We start from the raw sequence: 17,576 nt of genomic DNA, 5'->3' as shown, positions 1-17,576 counted from the left end.
TGTCAAACACTATGGCCCGTCCCACACTTAAGCCCGGAACCCACGGCAATATCGCATACACCCATCATGGGGGGCGCGTGGAAGCTACCGCCTATGCCCGCGGGCTCGACGAGGTACGCCGCCGCATCAAGGCCTCCGGCCCCACGGAGGACGCCGCGCGTAAAGCCCTGGTCGCCAAGATCGATGTGCACAATGCCGACGTTGTCGGTAGCCGCCTCACCCGCGCAACCACTGTTGCCGAGCTGGGGCTCATCTGGCTGTTTTCGCTGCGGGGCCTCTCTGCCGGATCGATGGAATCCTACGGCCGCGAGGTCAAGCGCTTCATCACCCCGGAGCTGGGCGGACTGCCGATCGAAGCCGTCTCCCCCGAGAGGCTGGAAGCCTTCCTGGGCAACCGTCCCGGCGCGGCCGGCCGCGTCTCCCGTGTGGTCCTGCGTGGGATGTTCGAACTGGCTGTGAAGGCCGGAGCCCTGCCGCGCACCCCGGTCCCTGACAGCCACCTTGTCTCGGCCACACCGGCCCGGCGCACGATCACCCGCGTGGAGTACCAGCGCCTGCTGACCCAAATCAGCGTCTGGCAGGAGGAGGAGACCGCCGGAGGGGAACGCAGCAAGGACCTGCACGACCAGGTCATCCTGCTGCTGGCCACCGGCGTGGGTAAGGTCCCGGAAATGCTGGCCGCCTCATGGGAGGACTTTGACCTGACGGGCATGATCCCTGTCTGGACCATAATGGGCACCGTTGAGCGCTCGACGGAGCGCGGGCTGCACGTGCGGCGCTACACGCCTTCAGAGGTCAGCAAGATCAAGCTGCCGGGGCCTGCAGCACACATGCTCTACCGGCGCAGTGCCGCCCTGGGCACGCTCCGGCAGGGCCTGGTCTTCCCCTCCAGGACCGGGGGTCCGGTGGATCCGGCCAACTGGCGCAGGACGCTCACAGCTGCTGCCGGAGATGACTTCCAAGGACTGCACCTCACCGCGCTGTCAGGAGCCCCTGCAAGGGTCTAGGAAGTGCTAGACGAACGAGGGCCCGGGCCATGCGGTCCGGGCTGTTCTGTGCCCCCTTCCAGGGCCGCCGGTAGACACAGTTACGGATCTGGACGGTGACCGGTCAACGCAGGGAAGCGCCAGGCATCGCCACCGCGTCGGAGGTGCCGGATCGACCAATGGGGCCTGTTCCCCCTGTTCCTGGCGTGTTCCGGTTTCCGGCGTAGGAAGTTCCGCGCCGATAAAGGGATGTGGGCCCGTTTGGGGCTTGTTCCCTCTGTTCCCCCTTGGGGGAGGGGGTGGGGCTTCGTAAGAGAAGAGTGTGGGAGAAAGTGGTGAAGAGAGAGTGAAGCTGTACGAGGGGGCTATACCCAGTAGGGGGAACACGAGGGAACAAGACATATCTGTCTATCTATAGGCACCCCTGCTTCCCTTTATCGGCGGGGATTTTGGCCCAAGAAGCCTGTTCCCTTTTCTGTTCCCTTTTTGGCGTATTTCCGGGAACCAGGACCCCTGAATAAGGGAACAAGGCGCCGGATCCGCCTCTGAGTGGCACCTGAACGGGCGCCCTGCGCCGCTGACACCACCATTCCGGTCGACGGAGGCCGTCCTCAGTGGCCACCGGCCTTCCAGAGGCCTGCGCCCAGATGATCTGCTGCTGGGTCTGGCCGGCCACATCGGCCGAAGCGGTGCCCCGGAATCAACTTGTCGCTAACGGACAGCGGCAATGTTTTCTCCAAACCTTGGTCTTGAACCGAGGGCCGAAATGCATGCCCCCCGCGGCGCCTGAGCCAGATCGCCGTTTTGTCATCGGCCCTCCGATTTTAAGTGATCCTCATCACTTTTTGTACTGTTTTGGGTCCCAAAAGACCCTCTTCGGTGAGAGCAAGTTCCGCCGCCGTACTCATTAGGTTTACAGGAATCAACCGGTTCCAAGATGACATGAAATACACACCGGAATGAGAACAAAACATGACGCAGGCGACCATCACCCTAATGACCCTTTCCCTCGAAGAAGCAGTGAAGGCCATTGGCTCCTTCAACACCCTGGATAACCTCCCCGACTCCATCTGGGAGCCCGTGCAGGATCTCGCCGACGCTGCCCTGGCCTGCTTCCCCGAAGCACAGGCCGCCTTCTGGGAACTGATGGATTCCCAGGAGCCGTTCGCGCCGGAAACGGAGGGCTCCTTCAACTACATCGTCGATGCTCACCGCCTGCTGCTCCCGGCCGTTGAAGCGGTCTCCTACCCGCTGATCGCCAAGAACGGCGACGAGGACGTGGTCATCAACATGAACACGCCGCTCATCGTGATGCTGCCGCAGACCCAGGCCATGGGAGTCCTCCAGTTCGCGGCGGAGTCAGACCCGAACGGTGCCTTGACCACCGATGCCGAATTCGACGCTCTCCTCCAGATGACCGAGTCCCTGCTGGACCGCTACCCGGCCGCCCAGGACGTCACGTACGCAGCGCAGGAGATGGACCTCGACTACAACTACTTCGCCGGAGCTTTCGAGAGCCTAGTTGCAGCACAGTCAAAGGCCCTGCAGAACCTGACCGGGTCACAGGACGCATCCGTCCCGCTGCCCCTCCAGCCGGCCATGGCCGCCTGAGCGAGGTTGCTTTAGAGGCGCGGCCCCACGATTTAGCGTGGCGTCTATCATCGGATGAGCTGCTGCCGGACCCGGCTGCAGCGGCTAAAAACGGACGGACAGTGAACATGGCAACTCAGGATGACGGCAACCTGGCCCAGTTGATGGCCAATCTACTGACGAGCCACCGCCCGCTCGTGGAGGAAGATGTCGACGCCGAGATCAACCGGCGCTTGGCCGCCATGATGGACGCCGGGGCCGCAGGCCAACCTCCCGCCTGAGAAGCGCAGAAGAGCCCCTCTCCGATTGCCGGAGAGGGGCTCTTGACGTACCGCGAAGCGGCGGTCCTACCGGCGGAAACCGGCGGACGCTATGCACTGAGGATGAAGGCCCGCAAGTCGTCATCCCGTGGGAGCTGAATCATCTCTGCTCGGCGAATCCGTGCTTTCGCGGCCTGGGACAAACCGAAGTGGGTGCCCCTTTGGCCCTCGTTTGACTTGATTTGGCATAGACGACAACCCGAAGTATGATTAGTACAACGTAGGAACATAGCAAGAACTGCGAAGGGCGCAACATGAGCACCGAGGCCATCCTCACCACTGGATACCACCGCCCGGACACCGCGGTGAAGCTAGCCATCCTCAAGGGCCGCCACGGCTACACGGAAGCCCGGGCCGCGGCTCTCTACGGCAAAAACATGACTCTGGCCCTTATCCGTGAGGGCGAGATGCTGGTTGCAGAAGGCACACTCAGGCCAGGCCTCGCCGGCTACGCCAGGTTCGTCCCGAAAGGTTGCCGTACCGTCAGCGAAACTTGGGACGTCGCGGGCATCATTGGGCACACGAACGGCTACGGGAACGCCGTCGTCATCACCTCCAACGCCCTGAGGGAATTCGACGGAATCACCACCGACGACGTCCTCGGCTACCTGGCAGCCCGTGAACTGGAGGCACGGGAGATCACGAACGGTCAGGCCGCGGCCGCCATCGCCCGCAGCTGCCGTGAAGTCCAGACAAACCAGGCCGACGACGCCCGGATCCTGGCCTCCTTCGACGTCGCGGCTCCGGCCCTGGCCCTGGCCCTGGCTGCGTAACCGCCATGGCGGTCCTCCAGTTCCCCGCCGCCGCGCACTCTCCCGCCGAGCTCATCAAAGCCCTGCTGGCCCTGCCGCTCCAGAACAGCAAGGCCCGCGCCGCAGCATCGGTCACCACCGAGATCCTGCGCGATCCCTGCAGAGCGTACTGGGCCGATGGCGCCGCCCAGGGCGGCGCCATCGAATCGGAGCTGCGCTTCAGGGCGATGCTGCCGCTGCTGGCCGGGGACCGCATCGAGCGGTGGACGCGGCTCGCACAGCTGGCCGTCCGGGTCGAGATGAAGCATTGGGAAGATCCCGAATACGCCATGCACGCCGACACCGCCGACGAGGTCCTGATCGACTTCGCCGACGAGGTCCTGATCGACTTCGCTGGCTACACCGACACCGACGATGACCGCCTGGAAACGAGCCGGGATAACCGGGACCTCTGGGCGGATCTGGCCGATAACGCAACCGCCCACGCACTGGAAGAGAACGCACTCGCGTTCTCCCACGCAGCCTGACCACCCGATTCGCACGCAGAGAAAGAGACGACCATGACCGAGCCTCACCGCCAGCCGGGCTCCCTGTGGGATTCCTGGACGGCAGATAAGCAGCAGCGGTACCGCGAACGCCACGCCGCCGTCGTCCAGCGTGCCTCGGCGCAGGTCGGTGCAAAGTACGGCACCCCGGTCGAGATCGTCCCATCAGACATCAAAGGCAGCACCGTCGTCTATAAAGCAAGAGTCGGCCGGTACGCGAAGGCCTTCACCATGGACACCATGGCACCAGCCGCGGAGCAGAGGGCCCTCCTCGATCTGCAGATCGGCAGCCTCCAGGCCACCTGTGAGCTCCGCACCATCCTCGATTTGCACGGAACCATCGACCAAGGAATGAAAGCAGGACCACGACCATGACCACCACCGACACTCCCACGGATCTGATCCCGCTGGCCGCCGGAGCCATCGCCCTGGGCTACGCCCCCGGTTCCGTGTACGTTCTCCTTTCCAAGGGTCGCTTCAACGCCGTGCCGGTCTACTACACCACCAACGCCGATGGGAGGAAGCGTTATGCCTTCGTTTCCCGTGCGGAGGTGATGGCTGCGCTCCAGAGCCGGCCGCACCTCACGAAGGCCCAGTACGCAGCCATCGAGACGGCACACCGAGAAGCGGACCGGACCGATGCAATGTCCCGCCATACCTACACCACCGATGCTGAGATGCTTGCCGCCAAGGAGTGGCTCTCGACTGAAGAGGTCGCCCGCGTCCTGGGAGTCAACGCGCCCCAGGTGAGGGCACGTGCAAAGAGAGGCACGCTGCCCTTCGAGCTCGTGGAGGATCCGAATTCGCATCGCGGCGCCCGCCGGGCAAAGGCCCTCGATGTCGCTGCATACCTGGCCACCCAGGAGCCGGCCTGGCCGATGGCCGAGGACTTCGCCGCGGTGCCTGCCCTGGGCCTGGATGAAGTGAAGCTCGCTCTGGGCGATGACAGCCCAGCCGGCGCCGACGACCCGGTCACGGAGGTCTTCCTGCGCTCCCGCGAGGTCATCTCCACCGGGGACTTCGCCCTCATGTTGGGGATCACCAAGGACGGCCTGAAGCGGCGCATCCAGCGCGGCCACGTACAGACGGTCGAGGACGAGTCCCTGACGGGCTCGACCCGCAAGCACAAGCGCATCCGCTCCGACTACGCGGCGGATGTGCTGGCCGGGCGCGCGACGGCCTGACCGCCCAAGCCGAAGAAGCACCACGGAGGACCTGTCAATGCGGCGGGTCCTCCTGCTTTTTGTGCCTCCTGGCGCAGGGCAATAGCTACGGGATCGCTGCCAGCACAAACATCTCCGACCTCGCCGCAATGATCTCGGCCGCAGACAGCGCCCTCTACCAAGCCAAAAGCCTCGGACGAAACCGCATCGTCACCGCACCTCCTCATCGGGAAGCCATAAACACACGGGGCGGGGGACAAGGTCCAGGTATGCGCATTGACCGGGGCCCTGCTCCCGCTGGGCGGATTCGCCCTGTTCACGGCCGTCCTCGTCGCGATCGGCGTGTTCATGTCGACCGCCAAGGAAGCCGGAGTCGTTTTCGGGCCGCTCGTGGCCCTGATCTTCGTCCCGTTCTACGCGATCAGCCTGATCCTTAGCGACCCGCACTCCCCCGCCGTGCAGGCCTTCACCTACTTCCCGTTCTCGGCCCCGGTGACCGCCATGCTGCGCAACGGTTTCGGACGCTCAGCACCCCGGAAGCCATCATTGTCATCGCGGAACTGTTCATCCTCGGCATCCTGGTCCTGCGACTGGCGGTCCACTTTTTCCGCTACGGATCCGTCTAGTACTCCAGCAAACTCTCCATGAGGCGCTTGAGAAAACGGACGTCAGAGTACGCCAAGTGGCGTCTCGATACCCGTATCTGAGGCTAACTGTTGAGAACTGGCTTCAAGAACCAGTTTTGAGAACCAGAAATCCGCTTGTTTTCCGGGGTTCTCATCGAACGGTCTGGTGTTCTCGGAAACCTGGGTTTTCAATAACCCTCTAGTGGTGGCACAACCATCCTTTTGTCTGTGCCGTGACTATATTTGCCATCAAAGGTACTCCGGCCCCGGTCGGCACGGGTCCCATATCTGCGTATGAGGGGGCGGCTGGGCGATGGCTCGACGGCGAAGCACAAACGAGGATTCGTCAGGGTGCGCGTACGCGGCGAGTTGGCGGCGGGAAGTTGCCAAACTGCCTCCAGCCGAGGTTCCGTTTGCCGCAGGCGTCTTCGACGAGCTGCCAGAGGTCGCCGGCGAGGAGCAGTTCGAGCTCGGGCTGGCCGCCCTGACGCCGGCCTGGCAATCAGGACTGGCGAGTGATCTAGTACGAAACTGTCACTTGTACCTGCGGCGCAGAGATGTTCGGGAGCTTCTCAAGCCGTGACCTCCTGGGGACCTTTGCGGCAACAACAGACGGAAGCCGGCTAGAGGCAATGGATGTCGGCCAGTCGCATGCCGTCACCCTGGCCTGTGGTGTCGTCCAACTTCACGATGGCGTCCTTGCCCTGGGCCAGTGGGGCGGTAATGCTGTTGGCGAGGCCCAGCGATGACGAACCGTGTTCGATGCTGGCCGCTACATACAGCCCTCCAGGGCATCCTGCTGCAGCCATGGTCGTGACGTGCACGACGCTGCATTTCAGATAACCGCAGGTGTACTCGGACTTGGGTGCGTATTGGTAGTAAAACGGTCCGGAGAAACGGGTCCATCCTTGGGCTTCCATCTGGGTGCGGATCGACTCGGACGTGCCGGCTTGTTCGGCTGCCTTGTCGGCGGCTTGGCGGGCACTAGAAGCGGCAGCATCTTTTTGGTACTGGTCGGCAACCCTGGCGTTGTCGGCCTGGACCTTCGCCCAGAAGGCATCTGAGTCTTCCTTTTTCTTCTTGGCGGCTGCATCCTTGGATGCCTGCGCGGCCGTCTGGGCATCGGCAGCCTGAACCGCCGGGAGCCCGGCACTGAACCACCAGGCCGCCCCGGAGCCGGCCGCCAGGACCAAGACCAGCACGAGAATTAGGATGATGCGGTGTTTCCGCTTAGGAGTAGCCGGCTGACGGTCGTTCGCCTCAGACTCGCCGTCGAGATCGTTCATCATCGTACTTCCCCAATATTCAATGCGGTGGCCGCCAGTTCGGCGCATCCACAACATGATGCCACGACGAGGGAATCAGATGCGCTTCGGCACCACGAGTTCGTTTCAACCCGTCAGCGCGGCGCGCAGAGGCGACGCCATGGCAGGCATGCCGCTGACATTCCGATGTGCGGTGCCGCGTCGAGGCCTCTCGATACTGGTCTGAGCGGACACGGCCGAGACCCACGCCCACAATAGCTTTCAGGGAAGGAGTGTAGAAGCTAATCTTGTCCAAGCGTCATGCCTGCAGGTATGACGTTTGGTGGGTAACCGCAATGCCGTGCATTGTCGGCTCGCGTTCACCTCGGTGATCTATGTTTTGGGGTTGGTTGCATTGAGGTTTCCGCGAGTTCTCATTTCGCTGCTCGCCAGCGTGATGATCCTGCCGATTTCCGGATGTGTGAGTGCTTCCGTACCCAGTGCGGCACCGACAGACCCCTGGACGATCAGCCCCGGCTCGACCCCGAGTGCAGCGCCTGCTCCGATCTATTCGGTGGCTCAGCTGCGTGCAATGGTTGCAGGCGTCCGCGCGATCGACGGGCCCGCAGCCTCGGTACTGGACGACGCCCAGCTCAAAAAGATCCAAGGCATCCAGTCGCTGAGTTCAGCCTTGCTGAGAACTGACCCCGCTGAATGTCTGAGCCTTCTGCACGATGGGAGCCTCTCCGATGACCGGATACCGGCAGCCGCGGCCCTGATCGGCCCGCTCGGGAGCACTTCAACAATTACCGCGTCCTCCGATGATTCCGGGCTGTTCTGGCAGGGCATCTACAGTCTCGAAAAGACCCGGACCCGCTGCTCACCATCAACCCTGACATTCGATGGCCAGACCGCCCGCTACGAGCTTTCCCCGGTTCTTGCGGACCTGCACGGACAGAAATCAACCGCCAACGTCCAGACCATCACCGACCAAACAGGACCGCATTACACGCTGAGCATGGTGGCCATGAGCGGAACCCTGTTTGTCACCGGCAGCAAGAAAATCCTGGCCGCGCAGCCTAGCGACGCCGAAATCAAAGAGTTGAGCGGCTACATCAACACCGTCATCGACGGAGCAGGCAAAGCTATCCCCTCGGCGCCGGCAACAGGGGTCGGCGCATAGACGGTGCGCGAGGCACGGCCAACCCGACAGAACCCGCAGTCAACACCGACGCCAATCGAAAACAGGGGGACTACATGGATAGAGAGACCAACGACCACATGCCGACCCAGCCGGACGAGACGATTCAAGGCGCCGCGCTGCCATTGTCGACGGAGGCAGATGGCCAGAACAGCCAACGTCAGTCAGGCCCCAGAAGAAATACCTTGTTCATTGGCATTGCCGCACTGGTCGTCCTCTGCGGCGTCGGGGCTTGGGCGCTGTATCCCCAGACGCTGAACGGCGGCCCGCATGCGGCAGCGGCCTCTACGACTCAGGCCGCTCCCCTGCCCACCGCGACCGCACAGCCAACCCCGACCTTGCGTCTGACCGACTACACCGACCCGACCCACGGCTTCGAAGTGAAACTACTTAGCCCGCCCACCCACACTAAGGTTGCAATTCCCCTAACAGCCGATACGACAGCAACCGCGGACGTATTCAACGCCCAATACCACGGACAATCCGTTATCGCTGTCCCATTGCCGTGCATGAACCCCGCACACACGACCGAGATCCTGCAAGGCTTCATGGATTCAACCGTGAACAATTCCGGAAAATCCACCTCAGCCCCACCAGTGGTCGAAACCCGTGATCCGACAACCCTGCAGTCGTTTCCTGCGATCCTTGGCAAGTTCACATACACCGACGCGGATGGCCGAAGGCTCACCGCTCAAATCCTCACCGTCATGCACGGCTCAACCCTCATCCAGGCCCTCGCCATATCCGGCTCATCCCCTGATGCCTTCCTTGATGCCGGACAAAAAGCCTTCATGGACTCACTCCGCTTCCTGGACCGGCCAGCACCCAGTGCCCCGATGTGCGACGCTTCCCAACCCCCAGGGGCGGCTGGCTAAGGATTCACAATGTCCGCCGTCTGGACGGCGTTCCGCCGGCGTCGCCCCGTAGAATTCGTGTGAACAAGCAGCGACGCACTTTCCGAGGAGCCTGCCTTGCCAGTCATTGACCCGCAATATCTGTCGTTCAAGTACGAGCTCAAGTACCGAGGAGCGCCCGGCGTCGGCCATGACCCGGAGGACTATCCCCTCGAATGGAAAGTGGGCATCACCGCCTCGATCTTCGACGACGAATTCAGCGACCCGGACGAAGACGTCGAGATAGGCGAAGCGTATGTCACCGTGATTCCAGATGCCGGAGAGATCGAGCTGTTCCTCACCCTCGACGCCGTGGACCAGGACCTGGCGAACCTTGCGGAGATGCTGACGAACGAAGGCTCGGGCCTGATGGGCGAGGCCGGTTACTTTGACGGCGACGGCGGCGACCTCATGTACGTCGAAAATATCTTCATCAAGCCCGAATTCCGCGGCACCAGGCTCGGGCACTCAATCATGGACGCCATCCTTCGGACCATCGGCCGCTCCTGCCCGATGGTCATTCTGCAGGCCGCCCCGGTCCTCGATGAGGACGACTTCGAAGGCGGCCCGGAACATATGGCTGCCAAAGCTGCACTCAGCAAATACTGGCGGCGCTACGGATTCATGCCCGTCGCGAAGGACTACATGGTCCTCGGCGAAGCCTTCACCTTCGAGCCGGACTCTGTGCAGTTCGGGGGCCTGACCCTGGTCCAGCCTGATTCCAGGCTAGCCCGAGCTGGGGGACACCGAACCTTACTGGGCTGAACACGCAGCTGCGGTCACTGGCCACTCAGGGTGGGTCGATCCTACTTTCGTCGGTTCCCGCTCCTCTCAGGTCATCGGAAATACTTTGAACGCATCCTTTGACTGGCTTACGCCCCAGAGCAAGACGGACCCGTCAGGCCTTCGGACGGCGATGGATCGCTGGACGCTCAGGATGTCCACGTCCTGCGGGTAGTCGTACTCGGTGTGGGATGTGAACTCTTCTGCGAATCTGCGGTTGATGATGGGGGCAAGCACCTTCCACTGCCGTTTCTCATACGTGGACAACCCGAAGGAGAGAGCAATCGCGATTCCAGCGAGGATGAACACGGGCCATTTGGGAATTTCTGCCGTGCTGAACAGGATGACACCCATCAGGACCCAGAACAGGAGGAAGAAAACACTCGAGATGATCCTGGCGGCCTGAATTTCCTCGCTTCGGGAAAAGCAACGGTGAAGGCCGTGCGACCAACATCCATGATGCTCCCCCGATCCGAGCTGCAAAGTGCGGTCCAAGTAATCGAAAACTGCTCATAGTCTGCCACTCCTCCGTCAACCTGGGAGAGGCGGAGCCGCAACGTTCCGCGTTGATCCCTGGTTCGGACCAATTCAGCGTTGCGGCAACTGCCCGGGAGTGGGACGTCCTATACATTGATGCGAAGAGATGACCAACGGTCGATCATAACCGCCACACAGCATGTGGCAGCAAAGCCTAGAAAGGGCCTGCCGTGTCAAGCATTCCACCACCGCCCCATAACCCTGCGCCCCCTCCTGGCTGGTACTTCCATCCGGAAAGCGGCGCAAAGAAATGGTGGACCGGCAGCCACTGGCTCGATGCAAGGCCGAAGAACCCGAAGACGGTCCCCCTTGCCGTGTTCATCGTCGTGACGGTGGTGGCCTTCGTCGTCGGGATCATGGCCGGCAGCGGTGGAAGTTCATCAGAACTTGCCGCAGCCAAATCGAGAATCAGTCAGCTGGAGGCTCAGCCAACTGCGAACGCCCCTCAAAATGTGTCCGGAACGCCATCGGCGGGTCCCACAGCGTCATCAACTCCCATTCCCGCGGCAGTAACGCTTTCCGGAGACGGCCAAATGACGTCAAAAAAGGTCGCTCTCAAAGGCGACTACTCCGTCAGCTGGAAGACGCTCGGCTCCTGCTACTACAGTGCCACCCTAAAAAGTGGAGCCGACAGCCTGAGTGACCCCGAGGCTTTCACTGCCAACCATGAGGCTTCGGGAACAAACAACGTCTATGGCCTCAAAGCCGCCGATTACTACCTAGACGTCATCACGGGTCCCACACCCAGTTGCGGTTGGACCGTTACTATGATGCCGGTCCCGTAGGAGACGGTCACAGCGTCCCGCCGAGGCCAGGATAGGAGCCTCGGTAAGCCCGGCCACATGCATGCTGACATTTGGCGCGGGCCATCGCGGCTGCGATGCTCCTGCCCAGGGGAGGAGGTGGACCAAGACTCGGTAACGCCAAAGGCCACCAGAACGATGCCGGTGGCCTTTAGTGTGAATGATTCCCCTGGCCCTAGGCGGGAACGTCGAAACGCTGGCCTTCGGGCTTGGACGGCAGAATCATGAAGATCAGCAGCGCCAGGCCCCCGAGGAACGGGACAAGGCCTAGGAGGATCATCCAGCCGCTGAAGTTCACATCGTGCAGGCGCCGGACCACCAGGGCCAGTGAAGGGATAAGGGTGGCCAGACCCCAGATGACCAGGAGGATGTAGCCGATGACCGCGCCCGGCCCAGGAACCATGGCGCCGGTGTCGCTGACGGTGGCGCCTGCGGAGATGATGATGTTCAGAATGATGGCCACGACGCCGGAGATCAGGGCCCACCACCAGTATTCGCTGCGGCTGGCCCGGCCGGTGAAGGTGGCGTACTTCTTGAAGAACCGGCGTGCGGCCTCACCGATGGGCGCACCGTAGTACGGGTACCAAAGCGGGACGGGGCCGGCAGGGACGGTCTGTTGCTGCGGGTACGACAATGGAACTCCTTCGTAGAACGAGTGATGAGGCTTATCGTAGGGGCCGAAACCATCTGAAAAGTTGTCCGGCAGATGAAATTCCCGCGGCGTGTCGGGATACCGCGATCAGTCGCCGAGACTACGAGTCGAGCATCTCGCCGGCCGGCTGAAGAAAGGTGTCCCGGTCACGATGGTGCTCAGCTGCGCTGCGAAGTCGGCTCTAGGAGCCGATCACTTCTCGCGCCTCAGGACACGGAGGGCATCCACCCGGTTTTGCTTCCGAGCTTGGTGTAGGCGTGCTCGAGGTGTTTCGCAACAGTCCTGGGGCTGCACCCGAGCAGGCGTCCGATCGAGGTCGCCTTGAGGCCTTGTCCGAGCAAGCGCATGGCCTCCTGCTCGCGCGCTGCAAGTGAGTAGCTTTCCGCGCCGGCCATCTCCGATGCACCGTGCGCGTTGCCTGTATATGCAGAATCGAGCAGCCGCATTATCTGGCCTACCTGCCGGGACACGGACCACGTAACGGGTAATCCGCGCGAGGAAACGCGCCGCTATTAACAAGTGGCGGCCACTCAAGCGATTGCCAAACGGACTGAGTATGGTCTTCCCTGTGCCCGGCCGCCCAAGCCCGCCCGGTATGGGCGGCACCAACACCGACGTCAGGGTTCGCCCGTACCGCATCCGAAACGCATGGTCTCCGCCCGATGGGTGATTGCTTCCTTCCGCCGAACCGTCAGGAGACCTCCATGCTCGGAACGTCCAGGACCCCGCGGTGGAGGCGCCATTTGCCGCGATGGCACCCGCGATGACTAGCTGCCGAAATATCGCCGGACTGGCGGTCGTCCGGATTGCGTGTCGTGACGGAACTCTTCGGTCGACCGGCCAGGGCAAGCGAAAGACACCCCTTTGAGGATGTCATCACAGCGAGCCGGAAAGCCTGCCCCAACCCGAACGAACACTTCGCCCAACCATCCGGGCTCATCCCCTCGACAAACCAAAGACCACCCTCCACAAACAACCTCACGACATGGAGTGATCGCATGCGTAGCCTTTCTTTCTCCCGCGTTGGTGCCGCAGCCGTTCTGGCTGTAGCGCTGGCAGGCGCCCCGATCTCAATGGAGGCGGCGTCTGCCGCCCCTGCCGTGGCCGCTACCATCCCCGTCGGCAGCTTTCCCTTTGGGGTGGCGGTGGATCCGGGCACACACACCGTCTACGTCACCAACAGCTCCGCCGGCACGGTCTCCGTGATCAACGGGACCACAGTGACCAGCACCATCCCCGTCGGCATCGGTCCGATTGGGGTGGCGGTGGATCCGGGGACACACACGGTCTATGTCGTCAACTTCACTAGTCGCACGGTGTCGGTGATCAAGGGGACCGCCGTGACGGACACCATACCGGTCGGGTTCCGCCCGAATCGGGTGGCCGTGGATCCGGGGACGCACACCGTCTACGTCACCAACGCACCCAGAGGCGACGGCACGGTGTCCGTGATCAACGGGACGACCGTGACCGACACGATCACCGTCGGCAGCCGTCCGCTTGGCGTCGCTGTTGATCCTGGCACGCATACCGTCTACGTCGCCAACTCCAACAGCGGCACGGTGTCCGTGATCAACGGGACGACCGTGACCGACACCGTCCCAGTCGGATACGATCCGACTGGGGTGGCTGTCGATCCGGGCACACACACCGTCTACGTCACCAACGATGGCGACTTTACCGTGTCGGTGATCAACGGGAGCACAGTAACCGCCACAATCCCCGTCAGCAATCCGATTGCCGTGGCCGTGGACCCGGAAACACACACCGTCTACGTCACCAACGACGAGCCGTTCATGGCTAACGGCACGGTATCCGTGATCAACGGGAGCACCGTGACCGACACCATCCCCGTCGGCAGAAATCCGGATGCCGTGGCGGTGGATCCGGGAACCCACAACGTTTACGTCGTCAACTCCGGCAGCGACACCGTGTCCGTCATAATTACGAGCAAGGATGGGTGCAAGGACGGCGGATGGATGAACTATCCACAGTTCAAGAACCAGGGGCAATGCGTCGCGTACGTGAACCATAGCCGCGGTTAATCAGCCCGGATTTGGCGGACGACCGGTCGGAGAAAACTTCGCCACCAGAGGACTTCTTCCACGAGCATCCGCTTTGTGGAAGGAGCCGAAACTCCGGATCGCAGGGGTATACGCCGCTACGCATGTACTGATACAGTGTTTATGTAAGCAAGGAACAAAAGAGACCAAGCGCCAGGGAGCACAAAATGACCGCAGCAGACGTATTCACCGAAACCGCCGCCATCCGCGAAGCCGGATTCCTGCGCAGCCGCTTCCAGGCCGAGGGGATCTCCACCTTGGCCTATATCGCCACGGCGGACCTTACCGAGGCCATCACCGACCTGGCCGGCGGCGCCGTAGACGGCTTCAGCCTTCGCGCCGCCTCCAATGAGATGTTCGCCATGGATGAGAAGAGCCGTATGGAAGCCATCGCCGGCCTCGCCGAAGATGACCCGAAGTCCTACCTGGCGGCCCACCTGGCAGCCTAGACCCACCAGAAGGGAGAAAGCCCCGCGCCAATACGGTGCGGGGCTTTTCCTTGTCCCCCTGCCGGGCTCTGTCGTCGTGTCGGTTACGCCGTGGCCATCACCCCCAGGTTGAAGTTGCGCATACTGAGGTCTTCCTCCCATATCCAGCCAGTCCGATGTGCCCGCCGTAGTGCCCACCGAACAGCCCCTGGACGCCCGTGTAGCCGTCGGTATAAGGGTCGCGGCCAGAGTAGGAGTTGGCGAAGTGGTCGCCCCAGACATTTGCCGGAATCCCTCAATACCAATGTCTTGGAGATCCTCCCGCGAGCCGTCCGCCAAGGTCGTCCGGTACACCAGGAACGCATTCTCCATCTTGCGGATTATTGGCTGTACGTGTTCGTAGCGGTGTGCCTGCTCGTGGATAGCAGAGGCCGTGTAGTGGCCAAGGCCCGCGTCGTCCGGCTGCTGGCCGGACCCTATGCGACGCGTCCTTCGTGATAGTTGAGGGGCCATGGCGGGCCGGCGGATTGACACCGCACCATCGTCCCCAGTGTTTGCAATGGATTCCGGCCCGAAAATGACCTCGAAAGGGCCTCTCAGGATTTTGTTTCAGTACCCATCAACGCTATACTTATTAATAGGACAAAGGAACATACCGAAGGCGAGCATCATGATCAACGCAACAGGCACCCGCATCGCAACAGCCCTCGGTTTCGTCACCGCCGCCTACGCCGAATCCGGTAAAGACTTCGAAGCCCTCTACGACGCAGCCTTCGCCGAGCAGACCCGTTACGGCATCGGCACCGACCTCGGCGGCGCCGTCCAGTCCTGGCTGGACGCTCACGCGGACCAGGCCGAGAAGATCTCAGACGCCCTCGAAACGCTGGGCATCCCGGCCGGCGGCCCGAACGAGGTTGGCCTCTACTCCATCGGCGACGTAGACATCGCCCTGGCCGACGAGGTCCGCGGCATCTTCAGCATGGAGCGCATCGAAGCGGACGTCGAAGCCGCCGTCCGCACTGTCGTCGAGGACCAGGCCTGGGAGGCCGAAATGCAGCTGGTCATCCGCGAGGAAGCACTCCAAGACTCCCGCGAAGCCCAGGAGCGCGACGATATGGTTCTCGGTAACGACTGGTAACCGTCGGCACCAGCAGCAACCCCGAGTGCACCTACCACTACTGTGAGCCGCGGCCGCTGTGCCCCAACGATGACCCGTTCGACGAGATCCTCTTCGGACACTTCAACTCCCCCGTCCACGGCAAGGCATTTGCCAGCGGCAAGGCCGCGGTCACGGCCGGCCCTTTCCCCGGAGCCGAAGACCGCTGCGGGAATGCGACGGTCTTCTACACCGTCGAGCGCCGCGACTCACGATCCGCCCGCGATCGGGCTAACCAGCACTGCCGGACCAAAAAGGGGACTCCGGCCACGGATTTAATGCCGTGGCCAGAGTCCCTTTGTCAGATTTCGAGTATCCCCATCTTGGCCCGTTGGCCACTGTCTTTCAGGTAGGCAGGCGGTTCATCCGTGTGATCGCCAACGATCCTCCGGTAGGCCTGGGCACCCTCGGGCAGCGTGCCTGTTGAGACGATCAGGTCCATCACGCTGAACCCCGAAGCGCCGTCGCCGTTGAAGAAGTCGACGGCGTTCTCATTGCAGATGCTGAAGCCGGAGTCACCGTACATCGAGGTGATGGCTTCGCGCGGCGTGAAGCGGCCACCGCCGTTGTCGGTACCGTTGATCGCTGCGGTGCGCCCTTCGGACCAACGGAAGTAGGCCTGCTCGAGTGCCGTAGCGCAATCCACTTCAACATCGACAATGGTGACATTCTCGTATTCGTTGAGCTCCAGCATCCGGGCATATTGCCGCGGCAGCCCGGTCCAGGAGAGTGTCCCCTCGATGATGACGTTTTCCCGCGCTTCCAGGGACCGTTCGATGAGGCGGTCCGCCAGCAAGACGGATTCGTTGTGCACCAGGCTCGAGAGTTCATTGGGCATGATGCAGTGGCCATCGGCCAGCCGGCGCATGAGGAGTTCGTCGAAGACTCCGTCGCGGACAGCCTCGTCCAGTAGCTGAAGTTTGATCTTGTCCGCGTCGATGACCCGCCAGCCGGGGCCGCCCAGATCCAGCGTCCTCACCATGGTGGACTTGCCGGCGCCGGGCGGTCCGGCGGTCACGACAGCGGCCAGGCCATCTTTTGCAATGTCCCCTTCGCCGTCAGCGATGAGCTCGTCCAGGAGCCGGCGTTGAAAGCGGATCCGGTCCGGGCTCACCAGATCGCCGGGGCGGTACGTGGCCAGAACGGAATGCCGATGCAGTTCCGCGCCCGTGGCGTTCAGGGCATTGAGCTCCGCTTCGACCCTGCGCAGGGTCGCGTCATCCACCTACGCGGCCGTCGGGTGGACGGTCTGCAGCAGCGCCTCGTAATCGGCGACGTCGATGAGGTCCCGGTGCACGGCGTCAACGACCTGGTCCCAGTCCCCGCTCGTGAGCGCACCCTCAGGGTTGCCCGGTTCGGCGTCCTGGCCGAAGGTGTAGGGCCAGCCCATTAGCTCGTGCATCATGTCTTCATGGCTGATTTTCTCGGCGTGGAAATCGAGGATGACCTCTCGCGGGGTCCGCTCCAGAAGCTCCGGGAAATTCTCGATCCTACGAAGAATCCGGTGAACCTCGGGCTGTGAGATCGAGAGCCGGCGGGCAATCTCTGCCTGCGTCAGCCCCTTGGCGTGTGCCATGGAGCACGAGCGCAGCATGTCGATTCGGTTCAGCTCCCGGTTGGCGAACGTCCTGGCCAGGTGGTCTTGAATGGTGAGCATCGCGTCACCTCCCATCTCGAAAATACATTTTGTATAGCCCTCAACGTACCGCTTTTGCCGTCCGGACAGAAGAGCCGCAAGCTTTGAGATGCGCGACCGACGATTGTCAGCGCCCCTATGCGGAGTCTCGTCAATCGAAGCTTCCCAAACTCACCCGAGACACCAAATTCACCAAAT

General features: G+C 62.4%; 21 protein-coding genes. 15 read left to right on the top strand and 6 right to left on the bottom strand.

Annotated elements, in window-relative coordinates:
* The first annotated feature begins 11 nt into the window (after positions 1-11).
* The 8 genes from AB4074_RS02880 (at position 12) to AB4074_RS02845 (ending at position 6,004) form a co-directional block, all read left to right on the top strand.
* Entirely contained in the window at positions 12-1,007 is a 996-nt protein-coding gene (locus tag AB4074_RS02880; protein WP_441411998.1) for a tyrosine-type recombinase/integrase, read from the top strand.
* 975 nt (positions 1,008-1,982) lie between these two features.
* Positions 1,983-2,597, top strand: a complete 615-nt coding sequence (locus AB4074_RS02875) for a hypothetical protein (RefSeq protein ID WP_441411997.1) — start codon at positions 1,983-1,985, stop codon at positions 2,595-2,597.
* Between the two features lie 107 nt (positions 2,598-2,704).
* The gene (locus AB4074_RS02870) at positions 2,705-2,857 is read left to right on the top strand and encodes a hypothetical protein (RefSeq protein WP_441411996.1); all 153 of its coding nucleotides are present in this window, start codon (positions 2,705-2,707) and stop codon (positions 2,855-2,857) included.
* A 293-nt stretch (positions 2,858-3,150) separates the two neighbouring features.
* On the top strand, positions 3,151-3,669 hold the full coding sequence (locus tag AB4074_RS02865; protein ID WP_441411995.1) for a hypothetical protein: 519 nt from the start codon (positions 3,151-3,153) through the stop codon (positions 3,667-3,669).
* A 5-nt stretch (positions 3,670-3,674) separates the two neighbouring features.
* The gene (locus AB4074_RS02860) at positions 3,675-4,175 is read left to right on the top strand and encodes a hypothetical protein (RefSeq protein ID WP_441411994.1); all 501 of its coding nucleotides are present in this window, start codon (positions 3,675-3,677) and stop codon (positions 4,173-4,175) included.
* A gap of 33 nt (positions 4,176-4,208) precedes the next feature.
* Positions 4,209-4,568, top strand: coding sequence for a hypothetical protein (locus tag AB4074_RS02855; RefSeq protein ID WP_441411993.1), 360 nt, complete (start codon positions 4,209-4,211; stop codon positions 4,566-4,568).
* Entirely contained in the window at positions 4,565-5,377 is an 813-nt protein-coding gene (locus AB4074_RS02850; RefSeq protein WP_441411992.1) for a hypothetical protein, read from the top strand. Before AB4074_RS02855 ends, AB4074_RS02850 begins: the two co-directional genes overlap by 4 nt.
* A 255-nt stretch (positions 5,378-5,632) precedes the next feature.
* On the top strand, positions 5,633-6,004 hold the full coding sequence (locus AB4074_RS02845; RefSeq protein ID WP_441411991.1) for an ABC transporter permease: 372 nt from the start codon (positions 5,633-5,635) through the stop codon (positions 6,002-6,004).
* Between the two features lie 601 nt (positions 6,005-6,605).
* On the opposite strand, the gene AB4074_RS02840 is transcribed toward AB4074_RS02845, so the two are convergent.
* On the bottom strand, positions 6,606-7,271 hold the full coding sequence (locus tag AB4074_RS02840) for a hypothetical protein (protein ID WP_441411990.1): 666 nt from the start codon (positions 7,269-7,271) through the stop codon (positions 6,606-6,608).
* Between the two features lie 529 nt (positions 7,272-7,800).
* Here AB4074_RS02840 and AB4074_RS02835 point away from each other — a divergent pair.
* From AB4074_RS02835 to AB4074_RS02825, 3 genes are all read left to right on the top strand, one after another.
* Positions 7,801-8,409, top strand: a complete 609-nt coding sequence (locus tag AB4074_RS02835) for a hypothetical protein (RefSeq protein ID WP_441411989.1) — start codon at positions 7,801-7,803, stop codon at positions 8,407-8,409.
* 74 nt (positions 8,410-8,483) lie between these two features.
* On the top strand, positions 8,484-9,302 hold the full coding sequence (locus AB4074_RS02830; protein ID WP_441411988.1) for a hypothetical protein: 819 nt from the start codon (positions 8,484-8,486) through the stop codon (positions 9,300-9,302).
* A gap of 96 nt (positions 9,303-9,398) precedes the next feature.
* Positions 9,399-10,085 carry a hypothetical protein gene (locus AB4074_RS02825; RefSeq protein ID WP_441411987.1) on the top strand — a complete coding sequence of 229 codons (687 nt, stop codon included), beginning with the start codon at positions 9,399-9,401 and terminating at the stop codon, positions 10,083-10,085.
* A 66-nt stretch (positions 10,086-10,151) separates the two neighbouring features.
* Here the strand turns inward: AB4074_RS02825 and AB4074_RS02820 are convergent, their stop codons facing one another.
* A complete protein-coding gene (locus AB4074_RS02820) occupies positions 10,152-10,457 on the bottom strand; it encodes a hypothetical protein (RefSeq protein ID WP_441411986.1) in 306 nt (101 codons plus the stop codon).
* Positions 10,458-10,810: 353 nt separating this feature from the next.
* Here AB4074_RS02820 and AB4074_RS02815 point away from each other — a divergent pair, with 353 nt between their 5' ends.
* Positions 10,811-11,425, top strand: a complete 615-nt coding sequence (locus AB4074_RS02815) for a hypothetical protein (protein WP_441411985.1) — start codon at positions 10,811-10,813, stop codon at positions 11,423-11,425.
* A 193-nt stretch (positions 11,426-11,618) separates the two neighbouring features.
* Here AB4074_RS02815 and AB4074_RS02810 read toward each other — a convergent pair whose 3' ends face one another.
* Positions 11,619-12,077, bottom strand: coding sequence for a DUF805 domain-containing protein (locus AB4074_RS02810; RefSeq protein WP_441411984.1), 459 nt, complete (start codon positions 12,075-12,077; stop codon positions 11,619-11,621).
* Positions 12,078-12,301: 224 nt separating this feature from the next.
* Positions 12,302-12,541, bottom strand: a complete 240-nt coding sequence (locus AB4074_RS02805) for a response regulator transcription factor (protein ID WP_441411983.1) — start codon at positions 12,539-12,541, stop codon at positions 12,302-12,304.
* 552 nt (positions 12,542-13,093) lie between these two features.
* Between AB4074_RS02805 and AB4074_RS02800 the strand changes: the two genes are divergently transcribed.
* From AB4074_RS02800 to AB4074_RS02790, 3 genes are all read left to right on the top strand, one after another.
* Positions 13,094-14,140 carry a beta-propeller fold lactonase family protein gene (locus tag AB4074_RS02800; RefSeq protein ID WP_441411982.1) on the top strand — a complete coding sequence of 349 codons (1,047 nt, stop codon included), beginning with the start codon at positions 13,094-13,096 and terminating at the stop codon, positions 14,138-14,140.
* A gap of 185 nt (positions 14,141-14,325) precedes the next feature.
* Positions 14,326-14,607 carry a hypothetical protein gene (locus AB4074_RS02795; RefSeq protein ID WP_441411981.1) on the top strand — a complete coding sequence of 94 codons (282 nt, stop codon included), beginning with the start codon at positions 14,326-14,328 and terminating at the stop codon, positions 14,605-14,607.
* Positions 14,608-15,256: 649 nt separating this feature from the next.
* A complete protein-coding gene (locus AB4074_RS02790; protein WP_441411980.1) occupies positions 15,257-15,724 on the top strand; it encodes a hypothetical protein in 468 nt (155 codons plus the stop codon).
* Positions 15,725-16,043: 319 nt separating this feature from the next.
* Here AB4074_RS02790 and AB4074_RS02785 read toward each other — a convergent pair whose 3' ends face one another.
* Together AB4074_RS02785 and AB4074_RS02780 are read right to left on the bottom strand one after the other, a co-directional pair.
* Complete coding sequence (locus AB4074_RS02785; protein ID WP_441411979.1) at positions 16,044-16,967, bottom strand: zeta toxin family protein; 924 nt, start codon at positions 16,965-16,967, stop codon at positions 16,044-16,046.
* Positions 16,968-17,399, bottom strand: coding sequence for a hypothetical protein (locus AB4074_RS02780; protein ID WP_441411978.1), 432 nt, complete (start codon positions 17,397-17,399; stop codon positions 16,968-16,970).
* Positions 17,400-17,576: the final 177 nt, after the last annotated feature.

The organism is Arthrobacter sp. 2MCAF14, from assembly GCF_052115645.1.
Classification (GTDB): Bacteria; Actinomycetota; Actinomycetes; order Actinomycetales; family Micrococcaceae; genus Arthrobacter.
This window is presented reverse-complemented; position numbering and strand designations above follow the sequence as displayed.

Bases quoted from the DNA above. Each gene is read 5' to 3' on its own strand.
- AB4074_RS02880 (WP_441411998.1), top strand. From the start codon at position 12: ATGGCCCGTCCCACACTTAAGCCCGGAACCCACGGCAATATCGCATAC.
- AB4074_RS02875 (WP_441411997.1), top strand. From the start codon at position 1,983: ATGACCCTTTCCCTCGAAGAAGCAGTGAAGGCCATTGGCTCCTTCAAC.
- AB4074_RS02870 (WP_441411996.1), top strand. From the start codon at position 2,705: ATGGCAACTCAGGATGACGGCAACCTGGCCCAGTTGATGGCCAATCTA.
- AB4074_RS02865 (WP_441411995.1), top strand. From the start codon at position 3,151: ATGAGCACCGAGGCCATCCTCACCACTGGATACCACCGCCCGGACACC.
- AB4074_RS02860 (WP_441411994.1), top strand. From the start codon at position 3,675: ATGGCGGTCCTCCAGTTCCCCGCCGCCGCGCACTCTCCCGCCGAGCTC.
- AB4074_RS02855 (WP_441411993.1), top strand. From the start codon at position 4,209: ATGACCGAGCCTCACCGCCAGCCGGGCTCCCTGTGGGATTCCTGGACG.
- AB4074_RS02850 (WP_441411992.1), top strand. From the start codon at position 4,565: ATGACCACCACCGACACTCCCACGGATCTGATCCCGCTGGCCGCCGGA.
- AB4074_RS02840 (WP_441411990.1), bottom strand. From the start codon at position 7,271: ATGATGAACGATCTCGACGGCGAGTCTGAGGCGAACGACCGTCAGCCG.
- AB4074_RS02830 (WP_441411988.1), top strand. From the start codon at position 8,484: ATGGATAGAGAGACCAACGACCACATGCCGACCCAGCCGGACGAGACG.
- AB4074_RS02820 (WP_441411986.1), bottom strand. From the start codon at position 10,457: ATGGGTGTCATCCTGTTCAGCACGGCAGAAATTCCCAAATGGCCCGTG.
- AB4074_RS02805 (WP_441411983.1), bottom strand. From the start codon at position 12,541: ATGCGGCTGCTCGATTCTGCATATACAGGCAACGCGCACGGTGCATCG.
- AB4074_RS02800 (WP_441411982.1), top strand. From the start codon at position 13,094: ATGCGTAGCCTTTCTTTCTCCCGCGTTGGTGCCGCAGCCGTTCTGGCT.
- AB4074_RS02795 (WP_441411981.1), top strand. From the start codon at position 14,326: ATGACCGCAGCAGACGTATTCACCGAAACCGCCGCCATCCGCGAAGCC.
- AB4074_RS02790 (WP_441411980.1), top strand. From the start codon at position 15,257: ATGATCAACGCAACAGGCACCCGCATCGCAACAGCCCTCGGTTTCGTC.
- AB4074_RS02780 (WP_441411978.1), bottom strand. From the start codon at position 17,399: ATGCTCACCATTCAAGACCACCTGGCCAGGACGTTCGCCAACCGGGAG.